The following is a 22,907-nucleotide window of genomic DNA, read 5'->3' as shown; positions in this document are numbered from 1 at the left end:
TCGGACACGAGTCAGAGGGTGCGCAGCCACTCCTGGGTCTCCTGGGAGAGGCGCGGAAGTTCGTCGTCGAGGGTGTGGTCGAGCCGGTTGACGACCCGGACGACGCCGTCGACCTGCTGGGTCATGCGGACGGCGTCGGCGACCTGGCTGTTCCGCTCCAGGCGTCCGGTGAGGGTGACGACGCCGTCGGCCACGTCGATCATGATGCTCTTCGGAGCCAGCCACAGGGTGCGGACCACGACCTCCTCCACGATGTCGGAACGGATCTCCGCGTCCGTGCGCAGAAACACGGAGAGCAGGTCACGCCGGGTGACGATGCCGACAAGCCGGTGCTCGTCGTCGATCACGGGCAGCCGCTCGACATGGTGGCGGGCCATGGTCCGGGCCGCCTCGACCACGCCGGCCCCGGAGTGCACCGTCACCGGCGGAGCGGACATCAGCTCGCGCGCCGTCTGCGCCTGCGCCTTGGCGGACTCCGTGCGGGCGGCGCGGGTCAGCGGCCGACCGTGGCCGCGTGAGGGGTTCAGCCACTGCTCCTCCGCCAGGACCTGGCGGGCCATCAGGTCGGTCTCGGAGATCACGCCCAGGACCGCCCCGTCCGCGTCCACGACGGGCAACCCGCTGATCCGGTGTGCGGCGAGGAGCTCGGCGACCGCCTTGTACGGCGTGTCAGGCCTGACGGTCACGACCGGTGCGGTCATCACCCTCTCGATCCGGCGGTGCAGCATGTCCGTTCCTCCTTCTGTGTACCGGTCCCGGTGAACGACGGGCTGCGTGTCCGGCGCCCGACCACCACTGTTGCCTCGTCAGCCGCGCGCGGCGATGGGCCGTACGGGCCGGGTCACGGGCCGACGGGCCCCTGTGCACCGCGCCGCGTGCAGGAGGGCGCCGTGCCCTGGCCAGAGACCAGGTCCGCCACCTGGGCCAGGGTCATGTCCCGGTCGGGCAGAACAACTTCGGAGGGGGCGAGGGTACTGTCCGCGAGCATGACGCCGAAGCGGTGGAACAGTCCCGCGATGCGGCGCATGAGGCTCATCGTGATACCCGTCCTTCCTTGGTGCGCGGGACCGGGTGAGCCCTGGCTCGGTCGGATTGCCACGCTTGCTCGACCCCTGTCGCGGCCACAGGGGCCGCGCGGCCCCGTCTGGGGGGACAAGCGGCCCATACCGGGTAGGGGTGGGCCAACCGGAGAGTGGGACGAACAGTCCCGGACGGGAGGATTTTCGTCCCGGACCCGGCGCTGCTGCGCCCCGGGGCGCATCGACCGCAAACTCGTCCCGCTGCCCACGCCGGTGGTCCCGGTCGGACCGGAACCACAACCGGCCGTCGGCTCTCCTGCAGGAGGGCCGACCGGCGCCGGAAAAGGGGCTGAAGGCCCCACGCCGGAGAGCGCCCGGCGAGGCAGAGTGGTGGCACGGACGTCATCAACCGTGCGGCGTGGATCCGTGGACCCAGGACCACGCGGCGGTCGACGCCGCATCGCCCGCAACCGAGACATCCGGGGGGCGAAGGAGTGATCGTCATGGCCGAGCCGGCCCTGAGCCCTGAGGAACTGCGCACACTGGCCACCGCCGGGGGCGCGGCACCGTCGCTGCACAACAGCCAGCCGTGGCGCTTCTGCCCGAAACCGGACGGGAGCGGGATCCTGGTCTACTGCGAGCCGAAGCGCGCCGTACCGCTCACCGACCCGTTCGGCAGGGCGCTGCACGTCTCGGTGGGCGCGGCCGTGTTCAACCTGCGGGTCGCGGCCCATCATCTCGGCCGGTTCCCAGCGGCACGGCTCGTACCGAACCGGGACGAGCCGCGGCTGCTCGCCGAGATCGACCTGACCGCGGCTTCCGGCACACCCGCCCCGTTCGGTCACGACCTTTTCCCGGCGATCGCCGCGCGGCACTCGTGCCGCCAGCCGTTCACCAACCGCGACGTCCCGGAGACCGACCTCGGCGAACTCATCGCCGCTGCCCGCGAAGAGGGCGCGCTGCTGACCGCTCTGGAGGAGGCCGGGGTGCGCCGTGTCCTCGCGGTCACGGCCGAGGCTGAGAGCCGGACCCACGCCGATCTGGCCCGCGAGGCCGAGACCCGGCACTGGCTGCGCCTGGAGGAGCCCGCCACCGACGGCATCCCGGAAGCCGCCATGGGCCCGCAGGACCATGACGCCCGGGTGCCCATGCGCAGCTTCCACGCTTCCGCACCAGCCGTCCCTGCCCTGGCGACCCAGCGTTTCGAGGCACTTCCGCAGGTGTGCACGGTCAGCACCGACGGGGACCTGCCGGTGGACTGGCTGCGCGCCGGTCAGGCGCTGGAGCGCGTGTGGCTGCTGGCCACCGTCCAGGGCCTTCGCCTTTCCGTCCTGCACCAGGCCGTGGAGTGGCCGGACACCCGCTGGCGGCTGCGCGACCCCGACGGGCCGCTCGGACACGTCCAGATGCTGTTGCGGCTCGGGTTCGGACCGCCGGGACCGGCCACCCCGCGCCGGCCAGTGCAGGACGTCCTGGATCTGAGGGGATACCCGGGAGCTGGCGCACAGCGGGCTTCCTGACGGGAGCGCCGGGGCCGAGCGGCCCTATCTGCCCGCCGCCTGTCGGGTTGATGCTGGGATGGCGACAGAGTGTCGCCGGACCTCTGGAGGGAACGTCACATGAACACCACTCCGAGCAGTAGGCCTGTCGTCGTGGGAGTGTCCCGCTCCGAGTCCGCCCGCGCCGCCCTGCTCTGGGCCGCCGACGAGGCCGCCTGGCGTGGCCTGCCGCTCCATCTCGTACACACCCAGGAGTGGCCGCTCGGCACCTCGTCGCAGGCCGAACCCGGCCATCCGGCCCACCTGTGGTCGGCGCGCTTCCGGACGACCGGCGAGCGGCTGCTCGACGAAGCCAGGGTGCGGACTGTGGAGCGGCACCCGGGCCTGTCGGTCACCACACAGCTAGCCGAGGGGCGGGCCGTCCAGGTACTGCACGGGACCGCCGAGCATGCGTCCCACCTGGTCCTCGGGGCCCGTCGGCTGACCGAGGGCGACCTCCTGTTCGGAGGAGGCGGAAAGGGCGTGTCCCTGCTCGGCCACGTTCCCTGCCCGCTGCACCTGGTGCCGCAGGTGCGCGAGGGTCACCGTGGCGACGGACCGGTGGTCGTGGGCGTCGACGGGTCTGCCGCCTCGGAGCGCGCTGTCGAGCTGGCGTTCGATGAAGCCGCTCAGGGCGAGGTGGGACTGCTCGCGGTGGAGGTCCGCCGTCCGCGCGAGGCGGAACTGCCCGACTTCCTGGGGGATGCGCACCGCGACGTGTCCGAGGCCCTCGCGGGCTGGGCGGAGAAGTACCCGGACACGGAGGTGAACTGGGAGGTCCTGACCGGCCACCCGGCGCTGATGCTCGCCACCGCCTCCCGCCACGCGCGCTGCCTGGTGGTCGGAGCCCGGGGGACGGGCGGCTTCCGCGGCATGATGCTCGGCTCGACCAGCCGCGGGCTCGTGCACCGCGCACACTGCCCACTGCTGGTCGCCCCGTCGGCGGCGCCACCTTCCGCCCGGTAGCGGGGGCGGAAGGACCGGCGGGCCCTGCGCGGTGGAACGGATCCGGCGGGTCGGCTTCGGTCGGCCGTCACAACTCCCGCACCAGTAGCAGCGGTCGGGCCTGGGTCCAGGTCACGACAGGCCCGTCGCGGCACAGCAGAAGGGGGCCCAGCTGGCAGTGGCCGCAGTGGCCGCTCCCGCACTGCATGTTCCGCTCCAGCGAGACCCTGATCAGGTCCGGGGCGACACCGCGGTGGACCAGGTCCGCCGCGGTCGCCCGGATCATCGGTTCCGGGCCGCAGATGAACGCGGCCGTCGTGCGCGGCTCGAAGACGGCCCGGTCGAGCAGGGTCGTGACGACGCCCACCTCACCCTGCCAGTGCTCGTCGGGTCGGTCCACGGTGATATGGACCTCGCCTCCCGCTCGCCAGCCGCGCGCCTCCGCCCGGTAGAGCAGCTCGCCGGGTTCTCGGGCACCGACCAGGACGTTGAACCGCCCGTACCGCCCGGGCGCTGAGAGTGCCTCGCGCACCAGCGGGCGCAGCGGAGCGAGGCCGATGCCCCCGGCCACGACGAGCAGGTCGAGCCCGGCCACGGCGGGCAGCTCCCATCCGGTACCGAACGGGCCGCGCACCCCGACCGTGTCGCCTGTCCGCAGGGCGTGGAGTGCGCCGGACGTCGCGCCGACCCTGCGGACGGTGTGCGTCAGCCGGGGGCCGTCGACGGCGGACACCGACAGCGGGATGTCGCCGACGCCGAAGGCATACACCATCGCGAACTGGCCCGGTGCGAAAGGCTCCAGGGGCCGGCGGACCGGTTCCAGCACGATCGTGGCGGTGTCCGGTGTGGCCTCCTCGCGTTCCGTCACCCGGTAGGGCACGGGAGCGGCCGCCGGGCGTGGCGCCGCCGCGGGCTCCGTCATCCGGGTTCGCCACCGGCGCCGGGCCCGTACAGATCGAGCAGGCGGGTGCGGGTGGCCTTCAGACGCCGGGCGATGACCTGCGCGACGCAGTCGGTCACGGCCAGACCGAACGCCGGGTCGTCCCGCACCGCCGCCCGCACCCGTTCCGCGTCGAACTCGCACGCCAGCACGGGGCCCCGGGTCTGCGCACCCAGGTGCCACTGATACGGCTCGAACAGCCAGGACCAGCCGAGCAGCTCGCCCCCACCCAGGGTCTCCACGACCGCCGCACGCCGCCCGGGGACATGGACGTCGAGGGCGACGAGTCCGGATCGGATGATCCAGAACCGGTCGGCGGCACCCCCCTCCTCGAACACACGGGCCCCGCCGGGAAAGGAGACCTCGTGTCCGAGGGCGAGCAGCCGGTCGCGCGGGCCGGGGGGCAGGGCGCCGAGGAAGCCGTGCTGGATGACGGTCATCGGGGCCGCTCCAGGTGCAGTGGGGCGTTCCCCTGCCGTTCCCGGTCCAGTGCGTGGGCCTCCTCGGTGATGTCGATGCCCACCGGGCACCAGACGATGCACCGCCCGCACCCCACACAGCCCGAGCTGCCGAACTGGTCGAACCAGGTGCCGAGTTTGTGGGTGGCCCACTGCCGGTACCGACTGCGCGAGGAGTCACGCACCGGGCCATCGTGCAGATGGGAGAAGTCGCGGTCGAAGCAGGACTCCCAGCGCCGCCACCGCTCAGCGTGATCGCCGGTCAGGTCCGTGACGTCCTCGACGGTGGTACAGAAGCAGGTGGGGCACACCATGGTGCAGTTGCCGCAGGTCAGACAACGCGCCGCGACGTCGTCCCAGCGCTCCGCGGTGAGGGTCTCCCCCATCAGCTGCCGCAGGTCCACCAGCGGCATCGAACGGCCCATCCGGTCCGCCGCCTCGGCCACCCGCTCACGGGCCACGGTCCGGGTCGCCAGGTCGGCGTCGCGGCGCGGCAACTCGGCCAGCACCGACTCCCCCTCCTCGCTCCCGGCCCGCACCAGGAAGCGGTGCCCGTCGGCGTCGATCACCTCGGTCAGCGCCAGGTCGTAGCCCGGTCCCACGGCAGGCCCGGTCCCCATCGACACGCAGAAGCAGGTGGCTCCCGGCTCGGTGCACTCCACCGCCACCAGGAAGGCTCGTTCACGGCGGCCCCGGTACGCCGGATCGGTGTACATCCCACCGGTCAGCACCCGGTCCTGGACCGCGATGGCTCGCAGGTCGCACGGCCGCACGCCCAGAAACGCGTACGACGGCGAAAGTGGCCGGTCCTCGGTCACCACCAGCTCCCCGTCGGGCCCGCGATCAGCGCTCCACTGCCGCTCACGCGGCGGATGCAGAAAGGTCTTCCACGACTGCGGACCGGCACTGTGCGCGAACGCCGCACCGTCCTCGCGGGCGCGCAGCCGGTACCTGCCGGCCTCCAGTTCGACCCCCCAACCGTAGGGAAGCTCCTCGTCGCGCGAGATCCCCGCCAGGACGATGGCGCCGTCCCGCACGGTCGGCCCCACGACAGTGCGCCCCCGAGCGGCGAGAGCCGCGATCAGCGCACCCATGCCTGACCGGTCGATCACCGCGGTCCCGCCGCCGTCCGTCATCGCCCACTCCTGCCCGCCGCGGGGAAACCCATTGCGCCAGTATGCGCGCGGACCATCCGGCCGGCACGGAGCGGCACGAGCTCCTGCCCGGACGGCTGCACGTCGAGGCCCGCATCGCCATCGCACATCGTCCACCCGGCAGCGGCGCGGGCGCGATCGCAGTGCCGCGACCGGTCCGCCGCCCGCGATCGCACGGGCGACGCGTCGGCGCCGAGCCGGTCGATCCCCGGGGATCACCGGGCGCCTCAGTTCCCGGACTCGACGTCCACGACACCGGGCACCCGTGCGTATCAGGCGCTCCAGCACCGCGCAGGACTCCGGCGCGGCGCCGTCCAGGGTGACCCGGCCCTGAGCCGCCTTCACCTCGATGGCCGCAGCCGGGGCCAGTGCGGCCAGCAGCTGGGCGGCGACGTCCCCGTCCTCCCGGAGGCAGACCTTGAGCAGGTCGCTACGACTGACGATGCCGGTGAGCCACGCTTCGCCGTCGATCACCGGCAGCCGCTTGGGCCGGCTCTGTCCCATGGTTCTGGCCGCCTGGGCGATGGACGCGTCCTCGTGAACCGTGACGGTCGGCACGGACATCAGTTGTTCCGCCGTCAGCTCCGGGGCCCGCCGCGGAACCTCGTTGCCGCCGGCCGCCTCAACGGCGACCAGGTCCGACTCGGAGACCACGCCGATGAGGCGCCCGTCGCCGGTCAGCACCGGCTGCGCACTGACCAGCACCTCGCCGGTGGTGGCGGTGCGGGGCCCGCAGGCGGGGAGCGGGTGGGGCATGAGCCGCCGACGTCGCCGGGCTGTCCGTCCCGGCCGGGTGGCCCGATCGGCCCTGGGACAGTCCCGCGGATCGGGCGCAGTCTGAAGGTGGACCACAACCGGCATGAGGGAGCAGGACCATGGCCACGACCCGGCACCAGGCGGAGGCGGCGCAGGCGCTGCTGTCCGACGGCACCACCGTCACGATCCGTCCGCTGCGCCCCGAGGACCACGACGCGGTGTTCGACCTGCACGCGAACCAGCTGTCCGCCGACAATCAACGGATGCGCTTCTTCGCGATGAGCAAACGCGCCCCCGCCCTCACGGCCGACCGGCTGTGCGCCCGGCCGCGCGAGGGATTCCTGGCGCTGGGCGCGGTGTCCGCGCCGGGCCTGCCCGAGGAGCGCCTGCTCGGGGTGGTCGAGTACGACGTGGACGACCAGCGCCCGGCAGTCGCCGAGATCGCTGTCGCGGTCGCCGACGACTGGCACCACCGGGGCGTGGCCACGCTGCTGATCGAGCACCTCGTCCACGCCGCCCGCGCCGACGGAGTGCGGATCTTCGAGGCGGACGCGCTCGCCGAGAACACCCGGATGCACAAGGTCTTCACGGCCCTCGGCCTGCGGGTCACCCGGCACTTCGAGGGGGCAGAGGTCCGCTGGATCGTCCCGCTCGACGAGGCGGACGAGGACTACCGCAGCTCGGTCGACGAGCGCGGACGGGGAGCGGACGTCGCCAGCCTGGTCCCGCTGCTCCGACCACGGTCGGTGGCGGTCGTCGGCGCGTCCAGGCGGCCGGGTTCGGTCGGCCGGACCGTGCTGGAGAAGATCCGGCACGGGGGCTTCCAGGGCCCGGTGTGGGCCGTCAACGCCCACGCCGGGCCGGTGGACGGCGCACCCAGCTTCGCCACCGTGCGGGACCTGCCGGGGACACCGGATCTCGCGGTGCTGGCGGTGCCGGCCACACGGGTGCCCGAGGCGGCGGAGCAGTGCGGCCAGGCGGGGGTGCACGCCCTGGTGGTCCTGACCTCGGGCCTGAACCGGCCGCAGGCCCGGGAACTGCTGGACGCCTGCCACCGCCACAGCATGCGCCTGGTCGGCCCGAACTGTTTGGGCATCGTCCAGACCGACCCGTCGATCAGCCTCGACGCCCAGTTCGGCGCGGTCGTCCCGGCCCCCGGCGGCGCCGGGATCGCGGTGCAGTCGGGCGGGGTGGGCATCGCCCTGATGGAACGGCTGAACACCTTGGGCATCGGGGTGTCCAGCTTCGTCTCGCTGGGTGACAAGTACGACGTCAGCGGCAACGACCTGCTGCAGTGGTGGGAGAGCGACGGCAGCACCGAACTGGCCGTGCTGCACCTGGAGTCCTTCGGCAGCCCGCGTGCCTTCTCCCGCACCGCCCTCCGGGTCGCCCGCACCATGCCGGTGCTGACCGTCGACGCCGGACGCTCGGCGGCCGGACGGCGCGGCGCCGCCTCGCACACCGCCGCCGCGGCCACCCCCACCGTCACGCGCGAGGCGCTGTTCACCCAGGCCGGGATCACCGCCACCCACGGCATCGGCGAGCTGGTCGAGACCGCCGCACTCCTGCACGCCCAGCCGTTGCCGGGACTGTCCGGCACCGTGGCCGTGCTCTCCAACGCGGGCGGGATCGGCGTCCTGGCCGCGGACGCCTGCGCCGACGCCGGTCTGACGCTGCCCGAGCTCCCCCTCGACCTGGTACGCCGCCTGCTCGCCGGGCTCCCCGAGGGCGCCGGCGCGGCCAACCCGGTCGACACGACCGCCGCAGTGACAGCGGAGCAACTGGCCGCGGCGGTGGACCTGCTGGCGGACAGCGGGGCGGTGGACGCCGTGCTGGTCTGCCTGGCGCCGACCGCGCTGGGCACCGGCCCGCTGGACACCCTGCGGACCGGGCCGGGCCGCAGAACCCGCCCGCTGGCCGTGGTCCGGCTCGACCAGCAGGCCCCCGTGGAGTACGTGGACGCCGACGACGGCGGGCGGCTGCCCTGCTACGCCGACGCGCAGAGCGCGGCACGGGCCCTGGCCCACGCCTTCGGCCGGGCCCGCTGGCTGGCCCGGCCGCCCTCCCCCGAACCCCGGCCCGACGGCATCGACCGGGACGGCGCACGCGCCCTGGTCGGGGAGTTCCTCAGCCGGAACCCGGACGGCGGCTGGCTCGACCCGCTGGCCACCGACCGGCTGCTCACCTGCTACGGACTGCCCCAGGCTCCCACGCTGTGGGTCACTAGCGAACATGACGCCCTGCTCGCCGCGACCACCCTCGGCCACCTGGGCCACCACGGCCGGGTGGCGCTCAAGGCGTACTGGCCCGGACTGGTCCACAAGAGCGAACTCGGGGCAGTCCGAACCGGACTGCGCGGCCACGACCAGGTGCGGGCCGCCTACCGCGACTTCGCCGACAGGTTCGGCGACCGCCTGACCGGAGTGGTCGTCCAGGCGATGGCCGACCCCGGCACCGAGCTGTTCGCCGGCATGGTCCAGGACGAGGTATTCGGCCCGCTGGTGCTGTTCGGCATGGGCGGCACCGCCATCGACCTGCTCGACGACCGGGCCGCCCGGCTCGCGCCGCTGACCTCGGCGGACGTCCACGACCTCATCACCACCCTGCGCGGTACCCCACTGCTCCTCGGCTACCGGGGAGCGCCGCCCGCCGACCTGGACGCCCTGGAGGACCTCCTGGCCCGGCTCAGCGCCATGGCCTGCGACCTCCCCCAGCTCACCGAGGCCGACCTCAACCCCCTGGTCGCCACACGCGACGGCGTCACCTGCGTCGACGCCCGGCTCCGCCTGGAACCGCGCCCCACACCCGACCCCTACCTGCGCCGGCTGCGCCGACTGCCGGACCCCGGCACCCACGCGCAGTGAACCACCGTGCGGGTCCCGCCCGTTGACGCAAACGCCCACGCCTCCAAGAGCCCTGCCCCGCCAAGAGCTCCGCCCCGCCGCACCCGGTCGGCGTCATTCCGAGGACTTTCGGCCCAACGCCAGTCGCCCGGCTGCCGAGGACAGTGAGAACTGCCCAACGGCAGCCGCCGCCCGGCGTGCCGGGCACCCGCCCTCACCGCCCCGCACCTGCGATTCGGAGGAATCACACCATGGCTCCAGCCTCGGTCATACCGGGGCGGCCACTGGCCGCCCCGATCAACCTCAACCACCCGGGAACGTACCTGCACTGGGGCGTCATCCAGATCTCAGCAGCGAACCTGGTGGTCATCGGACTGATGGTGCTCGTGTTCGTCGCGGCGCTCCTGCTGCCCTTCCCGAAGGGACACGACCGCGATGAGTGACACCACCGAACCCGCGGGCGATCGAACCGGTGGCTGGACCGGCGCGCTGCGCCGCCGCGCGGTGCGCGCCCTGCCGCCCGACAAGCTGCTGCCCGACACCCAGCCGTCCTACATGTCCTCGTGGATCTACGTCTTCGGGGTGCTGACCACTGTCGCCCTGCTCGTGGTCATCGCCACCGGCACCCTGCTGGCGCTGGAGGGACCGGGCTGGTGGCACGTCTCGGCTGCCGGAACGTACGTCAACAGCCTGCACCTGTGGAGCGTGGAGCTGTTCATGTTCTTCATGGTGATCCACCTGTGGGGCAAGTTCTTCATGGCCGCCTGGCGCGGCAGACGCGCCCTGACCTGGATCATCGGATCGGTGGCCTTCCTCGCCTCGGTCGGCACCGCGTTCACCGGCTACCTCGTGCAGCAGAACTTCGACTCCCAGTGGATCTCCACCCAGGCCAAGGACGGACTGAACTCGGTCGGCATCGGCGCCTACTTCAACGTCCTGGACTTCGGCCAGATGCTGATGTGGCACATCGTCATCCTGCCCCTGGTCCTGGGCCTGCTCACGGTCTGGCACCTGCTGATGGTCCGCCGCAGAGGCATCGTCCCGCCCATCGACGCACTCACTGAGACCCCGGCCACCACGACACCCCAGGCCACGGCCGAGCAGGAGCAGTCATGAGACCGCGCATGCAGCCGCGCATGCAGCCGCGCCCCGAGCGCGACCCGGCGTCCTTCCCGGCCCGTCCCTACGACCTGGTCAAGGAGTTCACCATCGCGCTCGTGGTGGTGGCCCTGCTCACCGCCGGACTGGCCACCCTGTTCTCCTCACCCGACGAGCGCCCGGTCACCGTCGCGTCCTGGTCCCGGGCCGATCCGGCCGACTTCGCCGCCACCGCGGTCGCCGAACTGGCCGGCAGTAGCAAGAGCGCCACCTACGGCGCCCCGTACAACAACACCCCCGGCGCCGGGCAGAAGCTGGGACCGGTCGGCCTGCAGAACGCCGCCGGAGTCCGCATCCCGGTCGACACGGCCGGGGACTTCGTCCTCGGCCCGCTGCGCAGCAGCCCCGAACCCGCTGCCGTGACCGCCGCGATCGCCACCTGGACCGGCGCCACCGGCACCCAGCAGCAGACCTGGGCCACCAACTACACCGACGCCCTGGGCAAGGCGCCGGACGGTGACCCCGCCAAGGTCGCCGCCGGCGACTACGGACCGGTGCCCGCCATCGACAGCCGGCTCACCGCCCTGGCCCAGAGCGGCGCCCTGGACGGCCAGTTGCTCGCCGAGGGCGGCTTCTACCAGTCCGACTACACCCGCCCCCTGCTCTTCCTGTCCGACGGCTCCTACCTAGCCGGTCTGGCCGACGCCCAGCACCTGAGCGGCGACCAGTGGGGCATGATGAACGAGACCGGCAACTACCCCGGCCAGGCCTGGCTGTGGCTCTACACCTTCTGGTACCAGATCAACCCCTTCAGCACCTCCGCCAACGGCGACGCACTCGTCTGGGCCGTCATGGCCGTGCTGAGCCTGGCCCTGGTGCTCACCCCGTTCATCCCCGGCCTGCGCTCCATCCCCCGCTGGAGCCGGATCCACCGGCTCATCTGGCGCGACTACTACCGCGACCCCCACTGACATCGCGTCACCAACGCCGGTGCGCGCCGCCCGAGAACCTCGGGCGGCGCGCACCTGTCGCGGTGCCTCCTGGTCAGGAATCGTTGAACGCGTCAGCCTGTGGGTGTGCCGATCTGGTCGCGCTCCAGGGCGGAACGCAGCTCCGAGAGGGCCTGCGCGGCGGCCGTCACGGGGGACGCCATGAGCGCGGCAGCGATCAGTTCGGCCAACCGTGCGGTAAAGGTCCCTTCCGCCGCGTCGGCCAACTGCAGGCCGTCGTCGGTCAGTTCCAGCAGTGACGACCGACGATCCGACGGATTCGGCCGGCGGGCAACCCATCCCTGTCGCTCCAGGCGGTCAACACCCTTGCTGGTGGCCCCGATGCCGACGGCGAACTCGGCCGCCAGGTCTGCCACCCGGGATTCGGGGTGGTCGCGAAGGTAGCGCAGGAACTCGAACTGCGACGTGACAATGCCGTGCCGCTCGCGAAGACGGTCGTTGAGGGCGTTGTACAGACGCGTCTCGCATCGGACGAGGTCGGCGAAGAAGCCCGGGAGGTCGACGGTCTCACCACTTGCTTTAGATGCCACGGCATATAGTCTACATTAGATGCCACGGCATATAATGTAGTGGAAGTTACTTGCGACAGGAGTGAACACGTGAGCAAGGGACAGCGCGCCCAGGTCAACGCGAGGCTGCGACAGCCCCGGCCCGAGAGTCCCCGGTCGGTGGAGGAGATCCGAGCCGGATTCAGGGCGATGATGGCCCAGATGATCGTCCCGGACGGGCTCCGCGCCACGGAGACGGCGCTCGGCGACCGACCCGCGCTGTACGTCGAGCCGGGCAACGGCCCGCGCACCGGGGCGATCCTGTACTTCCACGGCGGCGGCTACGTGGTCGGCTCCCCCGAGACCGCGCTGTCACTGACGGGGAACCTCGTGGCCAGGACCGGGTTCAGGGCGTACTCACTGGACTACCGGCTGGCCCCCGAGCACCCGTTCCCGGCCGCGATCGAGGACACACTGAGCGCCTACCGCGCCCTCCTCGACAGCGACGAGGACCCTTCGACCATCGCGTTCGCCGGGGACTCCGCCGGCGGCGGCCTCTCCGTCACCACCTGCCTCGCCGCCCGCGACGCCGGTCTCCCCATGCCCGCCGCGATCGTGGCCTTCTCCCCCGGCCTCGACGCCACCCGGACCGGGGAGAGCATGGACACCAAGGCGGGCATCGACCCCTTCTTCACCCGCGAAAACCTGGGACACACCGGAGCCATGTACCTCGCGGGAGCCGACCCGCACCAGCCCATGCTCAGCCCCGCCGTCCTCGCCGACCTGACCGGCTTCCCGCCGATGCTGCTCCAGGCGGGCACCAACGAAGTGCTCCTGGACGACGCCACCCGCATGGCCGCCCGCGCCCGCGCAGCCGGAGTGGACGTGATCCTCGACATCACCGCCGACGTACCCCACGTGTTCCAGTCCTTCGCCGGCGTTCTCGACGAGGCCGACCAGGCGCTGGACCGCGCAGCCCTGTTCCTCAGGCAGCACGTTCGCCTTCCCGACACAGCGGTCGCATCAGCCGGGTAGGGCCACCACTCAGGTTCTGAGATCGAGCACTGCCACGCCGGTGACGCGGTCGGCGGCGAGGTCGGCCAGGGCGCGGTCGGCGGCCGGGAACGGGTAGACAACGCTGTGGACCCGCGGCGCAAGCCCGGCCGTCTCCGCCAGGTAGGCACGACCGTCGGCACGGGTGTTCGCGGTGACACTGCGCAGCGTGCGTTCCTGGAACAGGTGCTGCGCGTAGTTGAGAGGCGGGATGTCGCTGAGGTGGATTCCCGCGACGGCGAGTGTGCCGCCCCGGTCGAGCGCGGCCAGCGCCACCGGCACGAGGTCCCCGACCGGGGCGAACAGGATCGCCGCGTCCAGAGGTTCGGGGGGTACGTCGTAGGCCCCCTTCGCGGAGGCGGCGCCGAGGTCGAGTGCGAGTCGCCGCGCCTGTTCACTGCGGGTCAGGACGTGCACGGTCGCACCGCGGGCCTGTGCGAGCTGGGCGGTGAGATGGGCGGACGCCCCGAAGCCGTAGAGCCCCAGACGTCCGCCCCGGGGCAGTTGTGCACGCTCCAGAGCGCGATAGCCGATGATGCCGGCGCAGAGCAGTGGCGCGAGCTCTGCCGCGTCGCGCCCGTCCGGCGGCAGCGGGTAGACGTAGTCGGCCCGAGCGAGCAGGTGGTGGGCGAATCCGCCGTCACGGTCCCAGCCGGTGTACCTGGAGTCGGCGCACAGGTTCTCCTGACCGGCCAGGCAGTGGCGGCAGTGTCCGCAGGTGCCCGCGAGCCAGGCGACACCGACCCGGTCGCCGACCGCGAAGTCCTCCACGCCCGGCCCCCATGCCAGCACCCGTCCGACCGCCTCGTGGCCGGGGGTGCAATCCTGCCGGTGCGGGGCCAGATCGCCCTCAGCGAGATGCAGATCGGTCCGGCACACCCCGCACACGTCCACCTCGACCAACAGTTCACCCGGCTCCGGCACAGGCACGGCCCTCCTCACCCGGCGCAGCGGCCCATCGGCCACAGGCCCTGGGCGGCCGACCACCCATGCCTCGGTCTCCACGGCCACCGCCGCCACCCGTTCGAGGGGGTCCATATCGGTTCCTCCTCTCATCCGCACCACCTCGACCGTCTCTCCCGGCCCCGGTACGCGCAAGCGCGGTGCGCGATCGGGCATCTCGGACGGCGCGCATCCGCGTCCGGTGAAGGGCTAGCGTCCCGGGCGGGGCGACGTGGGTCCGTCGTCGAGCTGCTGGTCGCTCAGAGTGCTCCAGGAGACGGGACCCAGCAGGTCCGCGTACCTCTGGAAGATGTCCATGAAGAGGTCGTCGATCGCCAGGAGCCCCACCGGGCGGCCCTCGGCGACCACCGCGATCCGCCGCACCCCGCTCCGGCGGAAGGTGCGGTAGGCCTCGGCGAGGTCCGCGTCGGCCTCCACCGCGACCACCGGCTCCGACATGACCAGCGACACCGGGGCCTCCTCGTCGAGACCTGGTGCCACGGCGCGGACCGCGATGTCGCGGTCGGTGACGATGCCGAGCAGCGCCCCGTCCTCGGTGACCAGCACGCATCCCACCGCCTGCACCTGCATGCACACGGCCGCACGCCGGATCGGGTCGCCCGGCAGCACGGCAACCGCCGGGCTGTTCATCAGGTCTCCTACCCGCATGAGGGGGTCCCTCCTCGTCAGTCGTCGAGGGCGGCGGTGAGCCGGCTGTCCACGGCGACCACGCCGTCGGTGCCGCGGCACAGCCGTTCCACCACAGGAACCAGGCTCCGGCGGTGGACCTGCCCCTCCAGGGTCACCACCCCGTCGACCACGTGGACGCGGACCGCTCCCGGGTCCAGGGACAGCGTCTGCCGAAGCACCTCGTACTCGATCTCCTCGCGGATCGCCCGGTCCGTGCGCAGGAAGACACGCAGCAGGTCCCGGCGGCTGACGATGCCCACGACCCGACCCGGTTCGTCGACCACCGGCAGCCGCTTGACCCGTTGGCGGTCCATGGCCCGGGCCGCCTCCACCACGCTCCAGCCGGGGTGCGCGGTGACCACCGGGGAGGACATCACGTCCTTGGCCGTCACCGTGCCGAGGCCGCCCTCGTCATGGGGCACGGCATCCGCCGCGGAGCCCTCCGGAGCGTCCCGGCCCTCGGGATCGGCCTGGCGGGCCTCCCGGCGCAGCAGGTCCCCTTCGGAGACCAGGCCGACCAGACGCCCCGAGCCGTCGAGTACCGGCACGGCGCTGATCTCCTGCTCCGCGAGCATCGCGGCGACCTCCTTGAAGGAGGTCTCCTCCTGGACGGTCACCACGTCGCGGGTCATCAGGTCATCGACAACGCGGTGTCTCATCGCGCTCCTCCTTCCGTAACGCGGCCGGTGGGCCCGGCCGTGCTTCCGCCCACGATCCGCGGGCCGACCGGCAGGGGATCGGCGGCGGTGCCCCGGAACCTCCCGCCGGGGCCGGCCACGTCCGCACGGCGAGCGGAGGGGTCGGGCTCCTGTCCGGGCCAGCCGATCGCCGCAGCGGTCCGTAGCAGACGGAGCAGCTCGGGATCGTGCGGCCGGGCGCGCCGGCGCTCCTGCAACCGCCGCCTTGCCAGTCGATGCCTGGCGTTCATCGCACACCTCCACCACCTGCGCGGTTCACTGCTCCTGGTACCACCATCACCCTCGGGCCCATCGGGCGCGAGGTCTGGTCGGCCCCGCCGAGGCGGCCGACCGGCCCTGGGCCGGAGACGTGGCCCGGCGGAGCCCTGCCGGGCCACGGGGCCACCGCTCAGCAGATCCGGGGCAGCAGTTCACCCAGCGGGGAGGTCGACGATGCGTCGCGCTCCGACCAGGGTGTTCATGACGACCCTGCCGGCGGGTCCCGGCACGACCCGGCCGATGCGGACCGACTGCTCCCCACCCGGGGCGGCCCGCATCACATCCAGCAGGACGTCGGCCCGGTCATCCGCGACGAAGGCGACCGGGCAACCCTCGTTGGCGACCACCAACGGGTCCAGACCCAGCAGGTCGCAGGCCGCCGCGACAACGCCCGGCACGGGGACGGCGGCGGCTCCGCGCCCGTCATCGCCGCATCGTTGACGCTGCCGTGCACGGCCAGGGAGCCGAGGTCCCCGCCCGGGAAGAACAGCGGACTACGAAGGAGTCGGTGCTGACCACCAGCTCGGCCGTCCCGGTCGGCGGCAGCACCGCGGCGTCCTCCAGAGCAGCAGGTGGGGCAGCGGCGCCACCGGCAGGAACAGGCCGACGCGGTGCATACCGGGGGGCCAGCGCCGTTCCGGGACGGGCGTCCACCAGCACGACGGGGCAGGCCGGCCACATCTTCAGCGCACGTTCGGCGGCGCTGAGTTCGACGGCGAGGCCTTCGGCCGCGGCCAGGTCGGCCACCATGACGGCGAACGGTTTGCGGGGCCGGCGTTTGCGCGTGCGCAGCCGCCGCACGGCCGCTGCGTCGGTCGCGTCGCACACCAGCTGGTAGCCGCCCAGCCCCTTGACGGCGATGATCGCTCCGAGGCGGACGGCGTCCTCCGCCGCCCGGAGTGCGGGCTCGCCGAAGGTCTGCTCCCCCCAGCTGAGGGCGGGGCCGCAGCCGGGGCAGGCGATCGGTTCGGCGTGGAAGCGCCGGTCGTCGGGATCGGCGTACTCCGCGGCACAGGGCTCGCACAGCGGGAAGCGGGCCATCGTGGTGCGCTGCCGGTCGCAGGGGAGTCCGGCGATCAGGGTGGCTCTGGGGCCGCAGTCGGTTCAGTTGAGGAACGGGTAGCGGTAGCGCCGGTCGGCCGGGTCGAGGAGTTCGCGCAGGCACGCCGGGCAGGTGGCGCTGTCCGGCGGGATCTCACCGTTGCCCGCGCCCGCGCCGCTGGCGAGCACCGTGAAGCCGTGACCCGCTGCGGCCGCCCCGGGCACGGGCGTGGCGCTGATGCCGGTGATCCGCGCCAGGGGCGGGGCCTCCCCCTGCAAACGGCCGAGGAACTCCAGCAGCACTGACGGCCGGCCGAGCGCCAAAACGGTCACCCGTCCACCGTCGTTGCGCACCCCCACCCGTCCAGGCCCAGGCCGGTGGCCAGGCGGTGCACGAAGGACCGGAAGCCGACACCCTGGACGGTCCCGGTCACCTCGAAGCGCATCGCACTGAGCACCGGGGGGTGACCGGGCATCAGGCTTTCTCCTTCGCGCGGGCCGCCCGGAGGTGCCGGCAACCCCACGGCCTCAGGCTCGCTGTCCCGCCCATGGCGCCCCCTCTTTCGCTGCCGGTATGGACCGGCTTTCCACTCCCCGCCGGGCCACCGACCGGAACCAGGGCCAGTCAGGCTCCTGTCGCGGGCCTGGCCGGCCCATGTGCGTGCGGCCCGCCTCGGGCCGCCTGCGCCGGGCCGTCACCGGTCGGTTCAGCCCAGGGCCGCACCCGGTCGGAACCCAACGGCGAAGATGCCTCGTCGGCCCTTCAGGAGGGACCGTTCGGCCCTTCGTGCCGCCCCTCGTCCGGGCGGATGGTGGTGTCAGAAGACAGCACGCGCCTGTCCGGAGCCACCGACGCCCGTGCCGGGCCCGGACCCGCCCCGCAGCGAAGGAGCACCACCATGCAGCACCGCACCGTTCACGACGTGATGAGCCACCAGGTGGCGACCGTCAGGCGGGAGACCCCGTTCAAGGCGATCGCCGAGCTCCTCGCCGAGCGCGACATCAGCGCCGTCCCGGTCGTCGACGACTCCGGGCGGGTGGTCGGCGTCGTGTCCGAGGAGGACCTGCTCCGCAAGGAGTCCGGCCAGCCCGACCCCGATCGGCTCAACCCGTCGCTGTGGATGCGCCCCAGCGACCGCAGGCGCGCGCAGGCCGAGACCGCCGACGCCCTGATGACCCGCACCGTCTTCACCGCCTGCCCGCACTGGTCGCTGGTCGAGGCCGCACAGATGATGGACCGCCACCACGTCAAGCGACTGCCCGTTCTCGACGAGTCCGACCGCCTGGTCGGCATCGTCAGCCGCAGCGACCTGCTGCGCGTCTTCCTGCGCACCGACCGCGCCATCCGCGGCGAGATCGTGACCGAGGTGCTGGAGCACACCATGATGATCGATCCGGCGGCGATCTCCGTCAGCGTCTCGGACGGCGTGGTGACGATGCGCGGCCAGGTCGAGCGCAAGAGCATGATCCCCATCGTCGAGCGCCTGTGCCGCGCGGTGGACGGCGTCGTCGCCCTGCACCCACAGCTCAGCTACGCCTTCGACGACACCAGGATCGACCTCGACCCGCCGCTCGTCCGCGGTGTCATGCAGCCGCAGCGGCACACCCGCTGATCCGACCGGCCCCTCCGCACCCACGGCCGCGTGGCACGCCCGGGAAGGAGCACAGCACCATGACACCGGACCTCGCACCCACCGGCACCGTGGGGGCCGCCGAGCCCCGCGAGCTCGCCCAGGAGGATCTGCAGTACCTCTTCGACGCGCTGACCTCACGCGGCTGGACGGTGGTCGGCCCCACCGAACGCGACGGTGCCGTGGTGCTGGCCGAGCTCGCCTCGGCCGGGGAACTGCCCTACGGGGTGGGCGTGACGCTGGCCCCGGGCGGCTACCGGCTGCGGCGCCGGGGCGACCGGGCGGCCTTCGCCCACGCGGCCGGACCGCAGTCCTGGAAGACCTTCCTGCACCCCGACCGGGCCCGCCTGTGGCAGGCGGACCGGGACGAGGAGGGCATGGTCACCTTCACCGGGGAGTCCGCTCCCCCTCCGCGCTACGCGTTGCTCGGGGTGCACCCGTGCGACCTGACCGCCATCGCCCGCCAGGACCGGGTCCTGACCGGCGGCACCTACCGCGACCCGGTCTACGGTCCACGCCGCGAGGCCGCCTTCGTGATCGCCGTGGCCTGCGCCGACCCCGGCGAGCTCTGCTTCTGCGGCTCTGTCGGCACCGGTCCGGGCCTGCGCCCCGACGCGCCCTGCGACCTGGCCGTGCACGAGGTGGCCGACCGGGACGGTGTCCGCCTGCTGCTGTCCGCGCACGGCCCGCGCGGGGCCGAGGTCCTGGCCGATCCCCGGCTGCCGGTCCGCGTGCCGCACCCCGGGCTGCCCGCCCTGGCCGAGCGTCGGAGCGAGGAGGCGGCCGGGCGGATGGGCCGCGGCCTGGACACCGAGGGCCTGCACGACGTGCTCGCCGCCACCCTCGACTCGCCGGTCTGGGACGACGTCGCCTCCCGCTGCCTGACCTGCGGCAACTGTACGCTGGTGTGCCCGACGTGCTTCTGTACCACCACCGAGGGCACCACCGACCTGACGGGGGACCACGCCGAGCGGTGGCGGCGCTGGGACTCCTGCTTCGACCTGGATTTCTCCTACGTCTACGGCGGTGCCGTCGCACCTCCGCCAGGAGCCGCTACCGCCAGTGGCTCACCCACAAGCTCGGCACCTGGCACGACCAGTTCGGCAGCAGCGGCTGCGTCGGCTGCGGCCGGTGCATCGCCTGGTGCCCGGTCGGCATCGACCTGACGGCCGAGGCCGCCCGCCTGCGAGAGGAGGCCGCACCGTGAACGCCGAAACGGTGAGCACCGGCGCCGTGAACACCGACGGTGCGAACGCCGCGGCCCCGCTCCCCTACCTGGTGCGCCACCGGCTGCGCGAGAACGGCGACACCGTGACGCTGGACCTGGTCCCGCTCGGCGAGGCACTGCCCGCCTACCGGCCCGGCCAGTTCTCGATGCTGTGCGCCTTCGGGGTCGGCGAGATCCCGGTCTCGGTCAGCGACGTGACTCCGGGACGCGACGCGCTCGGCCACACCGTCCGCGGCGTGGGCAAGGTCAGCGAGGCCCTGTGCCGACTGCGCCCCGGCGAGGTCGTCGGCGTGCGCGGCCCCTACGGCAACGACTGGGCCCTGGGCGCACGGCCCCAGGACGACGAGGACCCGGTCACCGCGCTGGGCACCGACCCCGGCGAGGACCTTCTGGTCCTCGCCGGCGGCCTCGGCCTGTCGCCGCTGCGGCCGGTCGTGGTCCAGGCGCTGTCCCAGCCGGGCGTCTACGGCTGGCTCACCGTGCTGGCCGGCGCCCGCAGTCCGCAGGATCTGGTCCACCGGGCCGACCTGACCCAGTGGCGCGCCCTGGGCGAGGCCCGGATCACCGTCGACCGGCCCGGACCTGGCTGGACCGGACCGGTCGGTCTGGTCACCGACCTGCTCCGGCACGCCGTCTTCCGCCCCGAACGCACCACCGCCTTCGTCTGCGGCCCCGAGCCGATGATGCGCGCGAGCGCCGACGCACTGCTGCGGCGCGGCGTCGCCCCGGAGCGAATCCGGCTGTCGCTGGAACGCAACATGCGCTGCGCCACGGCCTGGTGCGGGCACTGCCAGCTCGGCCAGGTCATCGTCTGCCGCGACGGCCCGGTGTTCACCTGGAAGCAGGCGTCCGAACTGCTCGGCGTCGCCGAACTGTGAGAAGAGGGACCACCGCCATGATCGCTCCACGGCCCCGGCTCGCCGTCTGGAAGTTCTCCTCCTGCGACGGCTGCCAGCTGACCCTGCTCGACTGCGAGGACGAACTGCTGCCGCTGGCGGAGCAGGTGGAGATCGCCTACTTCCTGGAGGCGACCCGCGCCTCAGGGCCGGGCCCGTACGACCTGTCCCTGGTGGAGGGCTCGATCGCCACCGAGGCGGACGTCGAGCGGATCCACGACATCCGCGCGTGGTCCCGGTTCCTGGTCACCATCGGCGCCTGCGCCACCGCGGGAGGCGTCCAGGCACTGCGCAACGCCCGCGACCACGAGCAGCTGCGCTCGGTGGTCTACGCCCGCACCGAGTACATCGACACCCTCGCCACCTCAACGCCGATCGCCGCGCACGTCCCGGTCGACTTCGAGCTGCGCGGCTGCCCGATCGACAAACGGCAGCTGCTGGAGGTCGTCTCCGCGTTCCTGGCCGGACGCAGACCCGACATCCCCGACCAGAGCGTCTGCTTCGAGTGCAAGCGGCGCGGCCTGACCTGCGTCACCGTCGCCCACGGCACGCCCTGCCTGGGACCGGTCACCCACGCCGGCTGCGGCGCGCTGTGCCCGGCGTTCGGCCGCGGCTGCTACGGCTGCTACGGCCCCAAGGCCGACCCCAACACCCGGGCGCTGCTGCCCCTGCTGCGCCAGGACGGTCTGTCGGACCAGGACGTGGCCCGGCTCTACCGCACGTTCAACGCCGAGGCCCCGGCCTTCCGCAAGGCCGCCGAGCACGCCCTCGGCGACGGCGACGGCGACGGCGACGGCGACGGCGACGGCGACGGCGACGGCGACGGCGACGGCGACGGCGACGGCGACCAGCATGACCACGACGGCCCGAACCGGCGAGCGGAGACCCGACCGTGACCCACAGCAGCCATCGCCTGCTCAGCGTCGGCTCACTCGCCCGGGTCGAGGGCGAGGGCGCGATGCACGTCCGGATCCGCGACGGCGAGGTGGAGAGCGTCCAGCTCAGCATCTACGAGCCGCCGCGCTTCTTCGAGGCGCTGCTGCGCGGCCGCCGCTACCACGAGCCGGTCGACATCACCGCCCGGATCTGCGGCATCTGCCCGGTCGCCTACCAGATGACGGCCTGTCAGGCGATCGAGGATGCCTGCGCCGTCACCGTGGACGGGCAACTCGCCGCACTGCGGCGGCTGCTGTACTGCGGTGAGTGGATCGAGAGCCACACGCTGCACATCTACCTGCTGCACGCCCCCGACTTCCTGGGCCTGCCCGACGCCCTGACGCTGGCACGACAGGACCGCGCACTGGTCGAGCGCGGGCTACGGCTCAAGCAGGCGGGCAACCAGATCATGGAGGTACTGGGCGGGCGCACCATCCATCCGGTCAACGTGCGTCTCGGCGGATTCCACCGTCTGCCCGACCGCGCCGAACTGGCCCGGCTCTCGGCCCTGCTGCGCACCGCCCGCCGCGACGCCGAGGAGACGGTCGCCTGGACGGCCGGGCTCGACTTCCCCGACCTGCACGTGCGGCACGCGGCCCTGGCCCTGCGGCGTCCCGACGCCTACGCGATCGACTCGGGCACGCCCACCCTGCACGGCGCCCTGACGGCGGCCGCCGGCGCGCCCCTGGCCGCGTTCCCGGTGGCCGAGTTCGAGCAGCACGTCGTGGAGAACCAGGTGCCCCACTCGACCGCGCTGCAGGCCACCGCGGACGGCCGGCGCTACCTCACCGGCCCGCTGGCGCGCTGGCGGACCTCCGCCGACCGGCTGCCCCGGGACCTGCGGAACCTGGCCGCGGTGGCGGGGATCGGCCAGAGCTGCGACAACCCCTTCCGCAGCATCGTCGTCCGCGCGATCGAGGTGCTGTGGGCGGTGCGCGAGGCGCAGCGGATCCTGGACGCCTACGAACCGCCGGCCGCACCCGCCGTACCGGTGCCGCCCCGCGCGGGCGTGGGCCACGCCACCACCGAGGCCCCGCGCGGACTGCTGTACCACCGCTACGAGATCGACGCGGACGGCCTCGTCGCCGCCGCCCAGATCATCCCGCCCACCTCCCAGAACCAGGCCGCGATCGAGGCGGACCTGCGCGCCTTCGTCCAGGAGCGGCTGCACCTGGACGACGAGGAGCTGACCCGCCAGTGCGAGCAGGCGATCCGCAACTACGACCCGTGCATCTCCTGCGCGACCCATTTCCTCGACCTCACCGTGCGGAAGGACTGAGCGCGT

At 73.0% G+C, this 22,907-nt stretch carries 24 protein-coding genes and 2 pseudogenes; 12 read left to right on the top strand and 14 right to left on the bottom strand.

The features are described from left to right. Nucleotides 1–11: 11 nt before the first annotated feature. Nucleotides 12–728: a CBS domain-containing protein gene (locus tag ABH925_RS10415; protein ID WP_370147058.1), complete on the bottom strand. Its 717-nt coding sequence runs from the start codon at nt 726–728 to the stop codon at nt 12–14. Between the two features lie 113 nt (nt 729–841). After that, a complete protein-coding gene (locus ABH925_RS10410; RefSeq protein ID WP_370147057.1) occupies nt 842–1,036 on the bottom strand; it encodes a hypothetical protein in 195 nt (64 codons plus the stop codon). A 486-nt stretch (nt 1,037–1,522) separates the two neighbouring features. On the opposite strand from ABH925_RS10410, the gene ABH925_RS10405 reads away from it, so the two are divergent. Continuing rightward, nucleotides 1,523–2,539 carry a nitroreductase family protein gene (locus ABH925_RS10405; RefSeq protein WP_370147055.1) on the top strand — a complete coding sequence of 339 codons (1,017 nt, stop codon included), beginning with the start codon at nt 1,523–1,525 and terminating at the stop codon, nt 2,537–2,539. A gap of 99 nt (nt 2,540–2,638) precedes the next feature. Then, nucleotides 2,639–3,523 carry a universal stress protein gene (locus ABH925_RS10400; RefSeq protein WP_370147054.1) on the top strand — a complete coding sequence of 295 codons (885 nt, stop codon included), beginning with the start codon at nt 2,639–2,641 and terminating at the stop codon, nt 3,521–3,523. 67 nt (nt 3,524–3,590) lie between these two features. On the opposite strand, the gene ABH925_RS10395 is transcribed toward ABH925_RS10400, so the two are convergent. From ABH925_RS10395 to ABH925_RS10380, 4 genes and pseudogenes are all read right to left on the bottom strand, one after another. Next, nucleotides 3,591–4,424, bottom strand: coding sequence for an FAD/NAD(P)-binding protein (locus ABH925_RS10395; RefSeq protein WP_370147053.1), 834 nt, complete (start codon nt 4,422–4,424; stop codon nt 3,591–3,593). Then, on the bottom strand, nt 4,421–4,882 hold the full coding sequence (locus ABH925_RS10390) for a cyclic nucleotide-binding domain-containing protein (protein WP_370147051.1): 462 nt from the start codon (nt 4,880–4,882) through the stop codon (nt 4,421–4,423). The genes ABH925_RS10395 and ABH925_RS10390 overlap by 4 nt, the downstream gene beginning before the upstream one ends. Beyond that, nucleotides 4,879–6,036, bottom strand: coding sequence for a 4Fe-4S dicluster domain-containing protein (locus ABH925_RS10385; protein ID WP_370147141.1), 1,158 nt, complete (start codon nt 6,034–6,036; stop codon nt 4,879–4,881). The genes ABH925_RS10390 and ABH925_RS10385 overlap by 4 nt, the downstream gene beginning before the upstream one ends. Before the next feature lie 441 nt (nt 6,037–6,477). Further along, nucleotides 6,478–6,810, bottom strand: a pseudogene (locus ABH925_RS10380) (CBS domain-containing protein); the annotation flags it as partial. A gap of 119 nt (nt 6,811–6,929) precedes the next feature. Between ABH925_RS10380 and ABH925_RS10375 the strand changes: the two are divergent. The 4 genes from ABH925_RS10375 (at nt 6,930) to ABH925_RS10360 (ending at nt 11,722) form a co-directional block, all read left to right on the top strand. Beyond that, nucleotides 6,930–9,674 carry a GNAT family N-acetyltransferase gene (locus ABH925_RS10375; protein WP_370147050.1) on the top strand — a complete coding sequence of 915 codons (2,745 nt, stop codon included), beginning with the start codon at nt 6,930–6,932 and terminating at the stop codon, nt 9,672–9,674. 230 nt (nt 9,675–9,904) lie between these two features. After that, the gene (locus ABH925_RS10370; protein ID WP_370147048.1) at nt 9,905–10,096 is read left to right on the top strand and encodes a hypothetical protein; all 192 of its coding nucleotides are present in this window, start codon (nt 9,905–9,907) and stop codon (nt 10,094–10,096) included. Further along, entirely contained in the window at nt 10,089–10,769 is a 681-nt protein-coding gene (locus tag ABH925_RS10365) for a cytochrome b N-terminal domain-containing protein (RefSeq protein WP_370147046.1), read from the top strand. The genes ABH925_RS10370 and ABH925_RS10365 overlap by 8 nt, the downstream gene beginning before the upstream one ends. Beyond that, nucleotides 10,766–11,722 (top strand): hypothetical protein, encoded by a 957-nt coding sequence (locus tag ABH925_RS10360; protein ID WP_370147045.1) that lies wholly within the window; start codon nt 10,766–10,768, stop codon nt 11,720–11,722. The genes ABH925_RS10365 and ABH925_RS10360 overlap by 4 nt, the downstream gene beginning before the upstream one ends. Before the next feature lie 92 nt (nt 11,723–11,814). Here ABH925_RS10360 and ABH925_RS10355 read toward each other — a convergent pair whose 3' ends face one another. Further along, nucleotides 11,815–12,291, bottom strand: coding sequence for a MarR family winged helix-turn-helix transcriptional regulator (locus ABH925_RS10355; protein ID WP_370147042.1), 477 nt, complete (start codon nt 12,289–12,291; stop codon nt 11,815–11,817). Between the two features lie 69 nt (nt 12,292–12,360). Here ABH925_RS10355 and ABH925_RS10350 point away from each other — a divergent pair, with 69 nt between their 5' ends. Beyond that, a complete protein-coding gene (locus tag ABH925_RS10350) occupies nt 12,361–13,284 on the top strand; it encodes an alpha/beta hydrolase (protein WP_370147041.1) in 924 nt (307 codons plus the stop codon). 9 nt (nt 13,285–13,293) lie between these two features. Here the strand turns inward: ABH925_RS10350 and ABH925_RS10345 are convergent, their stop codons facing one another. The 7 genes from ABH925_RS10345 to ABH925_RS10315 all read right to left on the bottom strand — a co-directional run bounded on the left by ABH925_RS10345 (nt 13,294) and on the right by ABH925_RS10315 (nt 17,407). Continuing rightward, the gene (locus ABH925_RS10345; RefSeq protein WP_370147039.1) at nt 13,294–14,340 is read right to left on the bottom strand and encodes a zinc-binding alcohol dehydrogenase family protein; all 1,047 of its coding nucleotides are present in this window, start codon (nt 14,338–14,340) and stop codon (nt 13,294–13,296) included. 114 nt (nt 14,341–14,454) lie between these two features. Beyond that, nucleotides 14,455–14,895 carry a CBS domain-containing protein gene (locus ABH925_RS10340; RefSeq protein WP_370147037.1) on the bottom strand — a complete coding sequence of 147 codons (441 nt, stop codon included), beginning with the start codon at nt 14,893–14,895 and terminating at the stop codon, nt 14,455–14,457. A 35-nt stretch (nt 14,896–14,930) separates the two neighbouring features. After that, nucleotides 14,931–15,593, bottom strand: a complete 663-nt coding sequence (locus ABH925_RS10335) for a CBS domain-containing protein (RefSeq protein ID WP_370147033.1) — start codon at nt 15,591–15,593, stop codon at nt 14,931–14,933. A gap of 449 nt (nt 15,594–16,042) precedes the next feature. Continuing rightward, nucleotides 16,043–16,288: a hypothetical protein gene (locus tag ABH925_RS10330; RefSeq protein ID WP_370147032.1), complete on the bottom strand. Its 246-nt coding sequence runs from the start codon at nt 16,286–16,288 to the stop codon at nt 16,043–16,045. A gap of 25 nt (nt 16,289–16,313) precedes the next feature. Beyond that, nucleotides 16,314–16,931, bottom strand: a complete 618-nt coding sequence (locus ABH925_RS10325; protein ID WP_370147030.1) for a Sua5/YciO/YrdC/YwlC family protein — start codon at nt 16,929–16,931, stop codon at nt 16,314–16,316. Between the two features lie 63 nt (nt 16,932–16,994). After that, complete coding sequence (locus ABH925_RS10320; protein WP_370147029.1) at nt 16,995–17,264, bottom strand: hypothetical protein; 270 nt, start codon at nt 17,262–17,264, stop codon at nt 16,995–16,997. Further along, entirely contained in the window at nt 17,261–17,407 is a 147-nt protein-coding gene (locus ABH925_RS10315) for an acylphosphatase (protein ID WP_370147028.1), read from the bottom strand. Before ABH925_RS10315 ends, ABH925_RS10320 begins: the two co-directional genes overlap by 4 nt. Nucleotides 17,408–17,830: 423 nt before the next feature. Here ABH925_RS10315 and ABH925_RS10310 point away from each other — a divergent pair, with 423 nt between their 5' ends. From ABH925_RS10310 to ABH925_RS10290, 5 genes and pseudogenes are all read left to right on the top strand, one after another. Then, entirely contained in the window at nt 17,831–18,544 is a 714-nt protein-coding gene (locus ABH925_RS10310; protein ID WP_370147027.1) for a CBS domain-containing protein, read from the top strand. Between the two features lie 59 nt (nt 18,545–18,603). Continuing rightward, a pseudogene (locus ABH925_RS10305) lies at nt 18,604–19,769 on the top strand (4Fe-4S dicluster domain-containing protein). Further along, nucleotides 19,766–20,668: an FAD/NAD(P)-binding protein gene (locus ABH925_RS10300; protein ID WP_370147026.1), complete on the top strand. Its 903-nt coding sequence runs from the start codon at nt 19,766–19,768 to the stop codon at nt 20,666–20,668. Before ABH925_RS10305 ends, ABH925_RS10300 begins: the two are co-directional and overlap by 4 nt. A 17-nt stretch (nt 20,669–20,685) precedes the next feature. Then, nucleotides 20,686–21,582, top strand: a complete 897-nt coding sequence (locus ABH925_RS10295; RefSeq protein ID WP_370147025.1) for an oxidoreductase — start codon at nt 20,686–20,688, stop codon at nt 21,580–21,582. Further along, the gene (locus tag ABH925_RS10290) at nt 21,579–22,901 is read left to right on the top strand and encodes a Ni/Fe hydrogenase subunit alpha (RefSeq protein ID WP_370147023.1); all 1,323 of its coding nucleotides are present in this window, start codon (nt 21,579–21,581) and stop codon (nt 22,899–22,901) included. The genes ABH925_RS10295 and ABH925_RS10290 overlap by 4 nt, the downstream gene beginning before the upstream one ends. Nucleotides 22,902–22,907 lie beyond the last annotated feature (6 nt).

It is taken from the genome of Streptacidiphilus sp. EB129, assembly GCF_041262645.1.
Classification (GTDB): Bacteria; Actinomycetota; Actinomycetes; order Streptomycetales; family Streptomycetaceae; genus Streptacidiphilus.
This window is presented reverse-complemented; position numbering and strand designations above follow the sequence as displayed.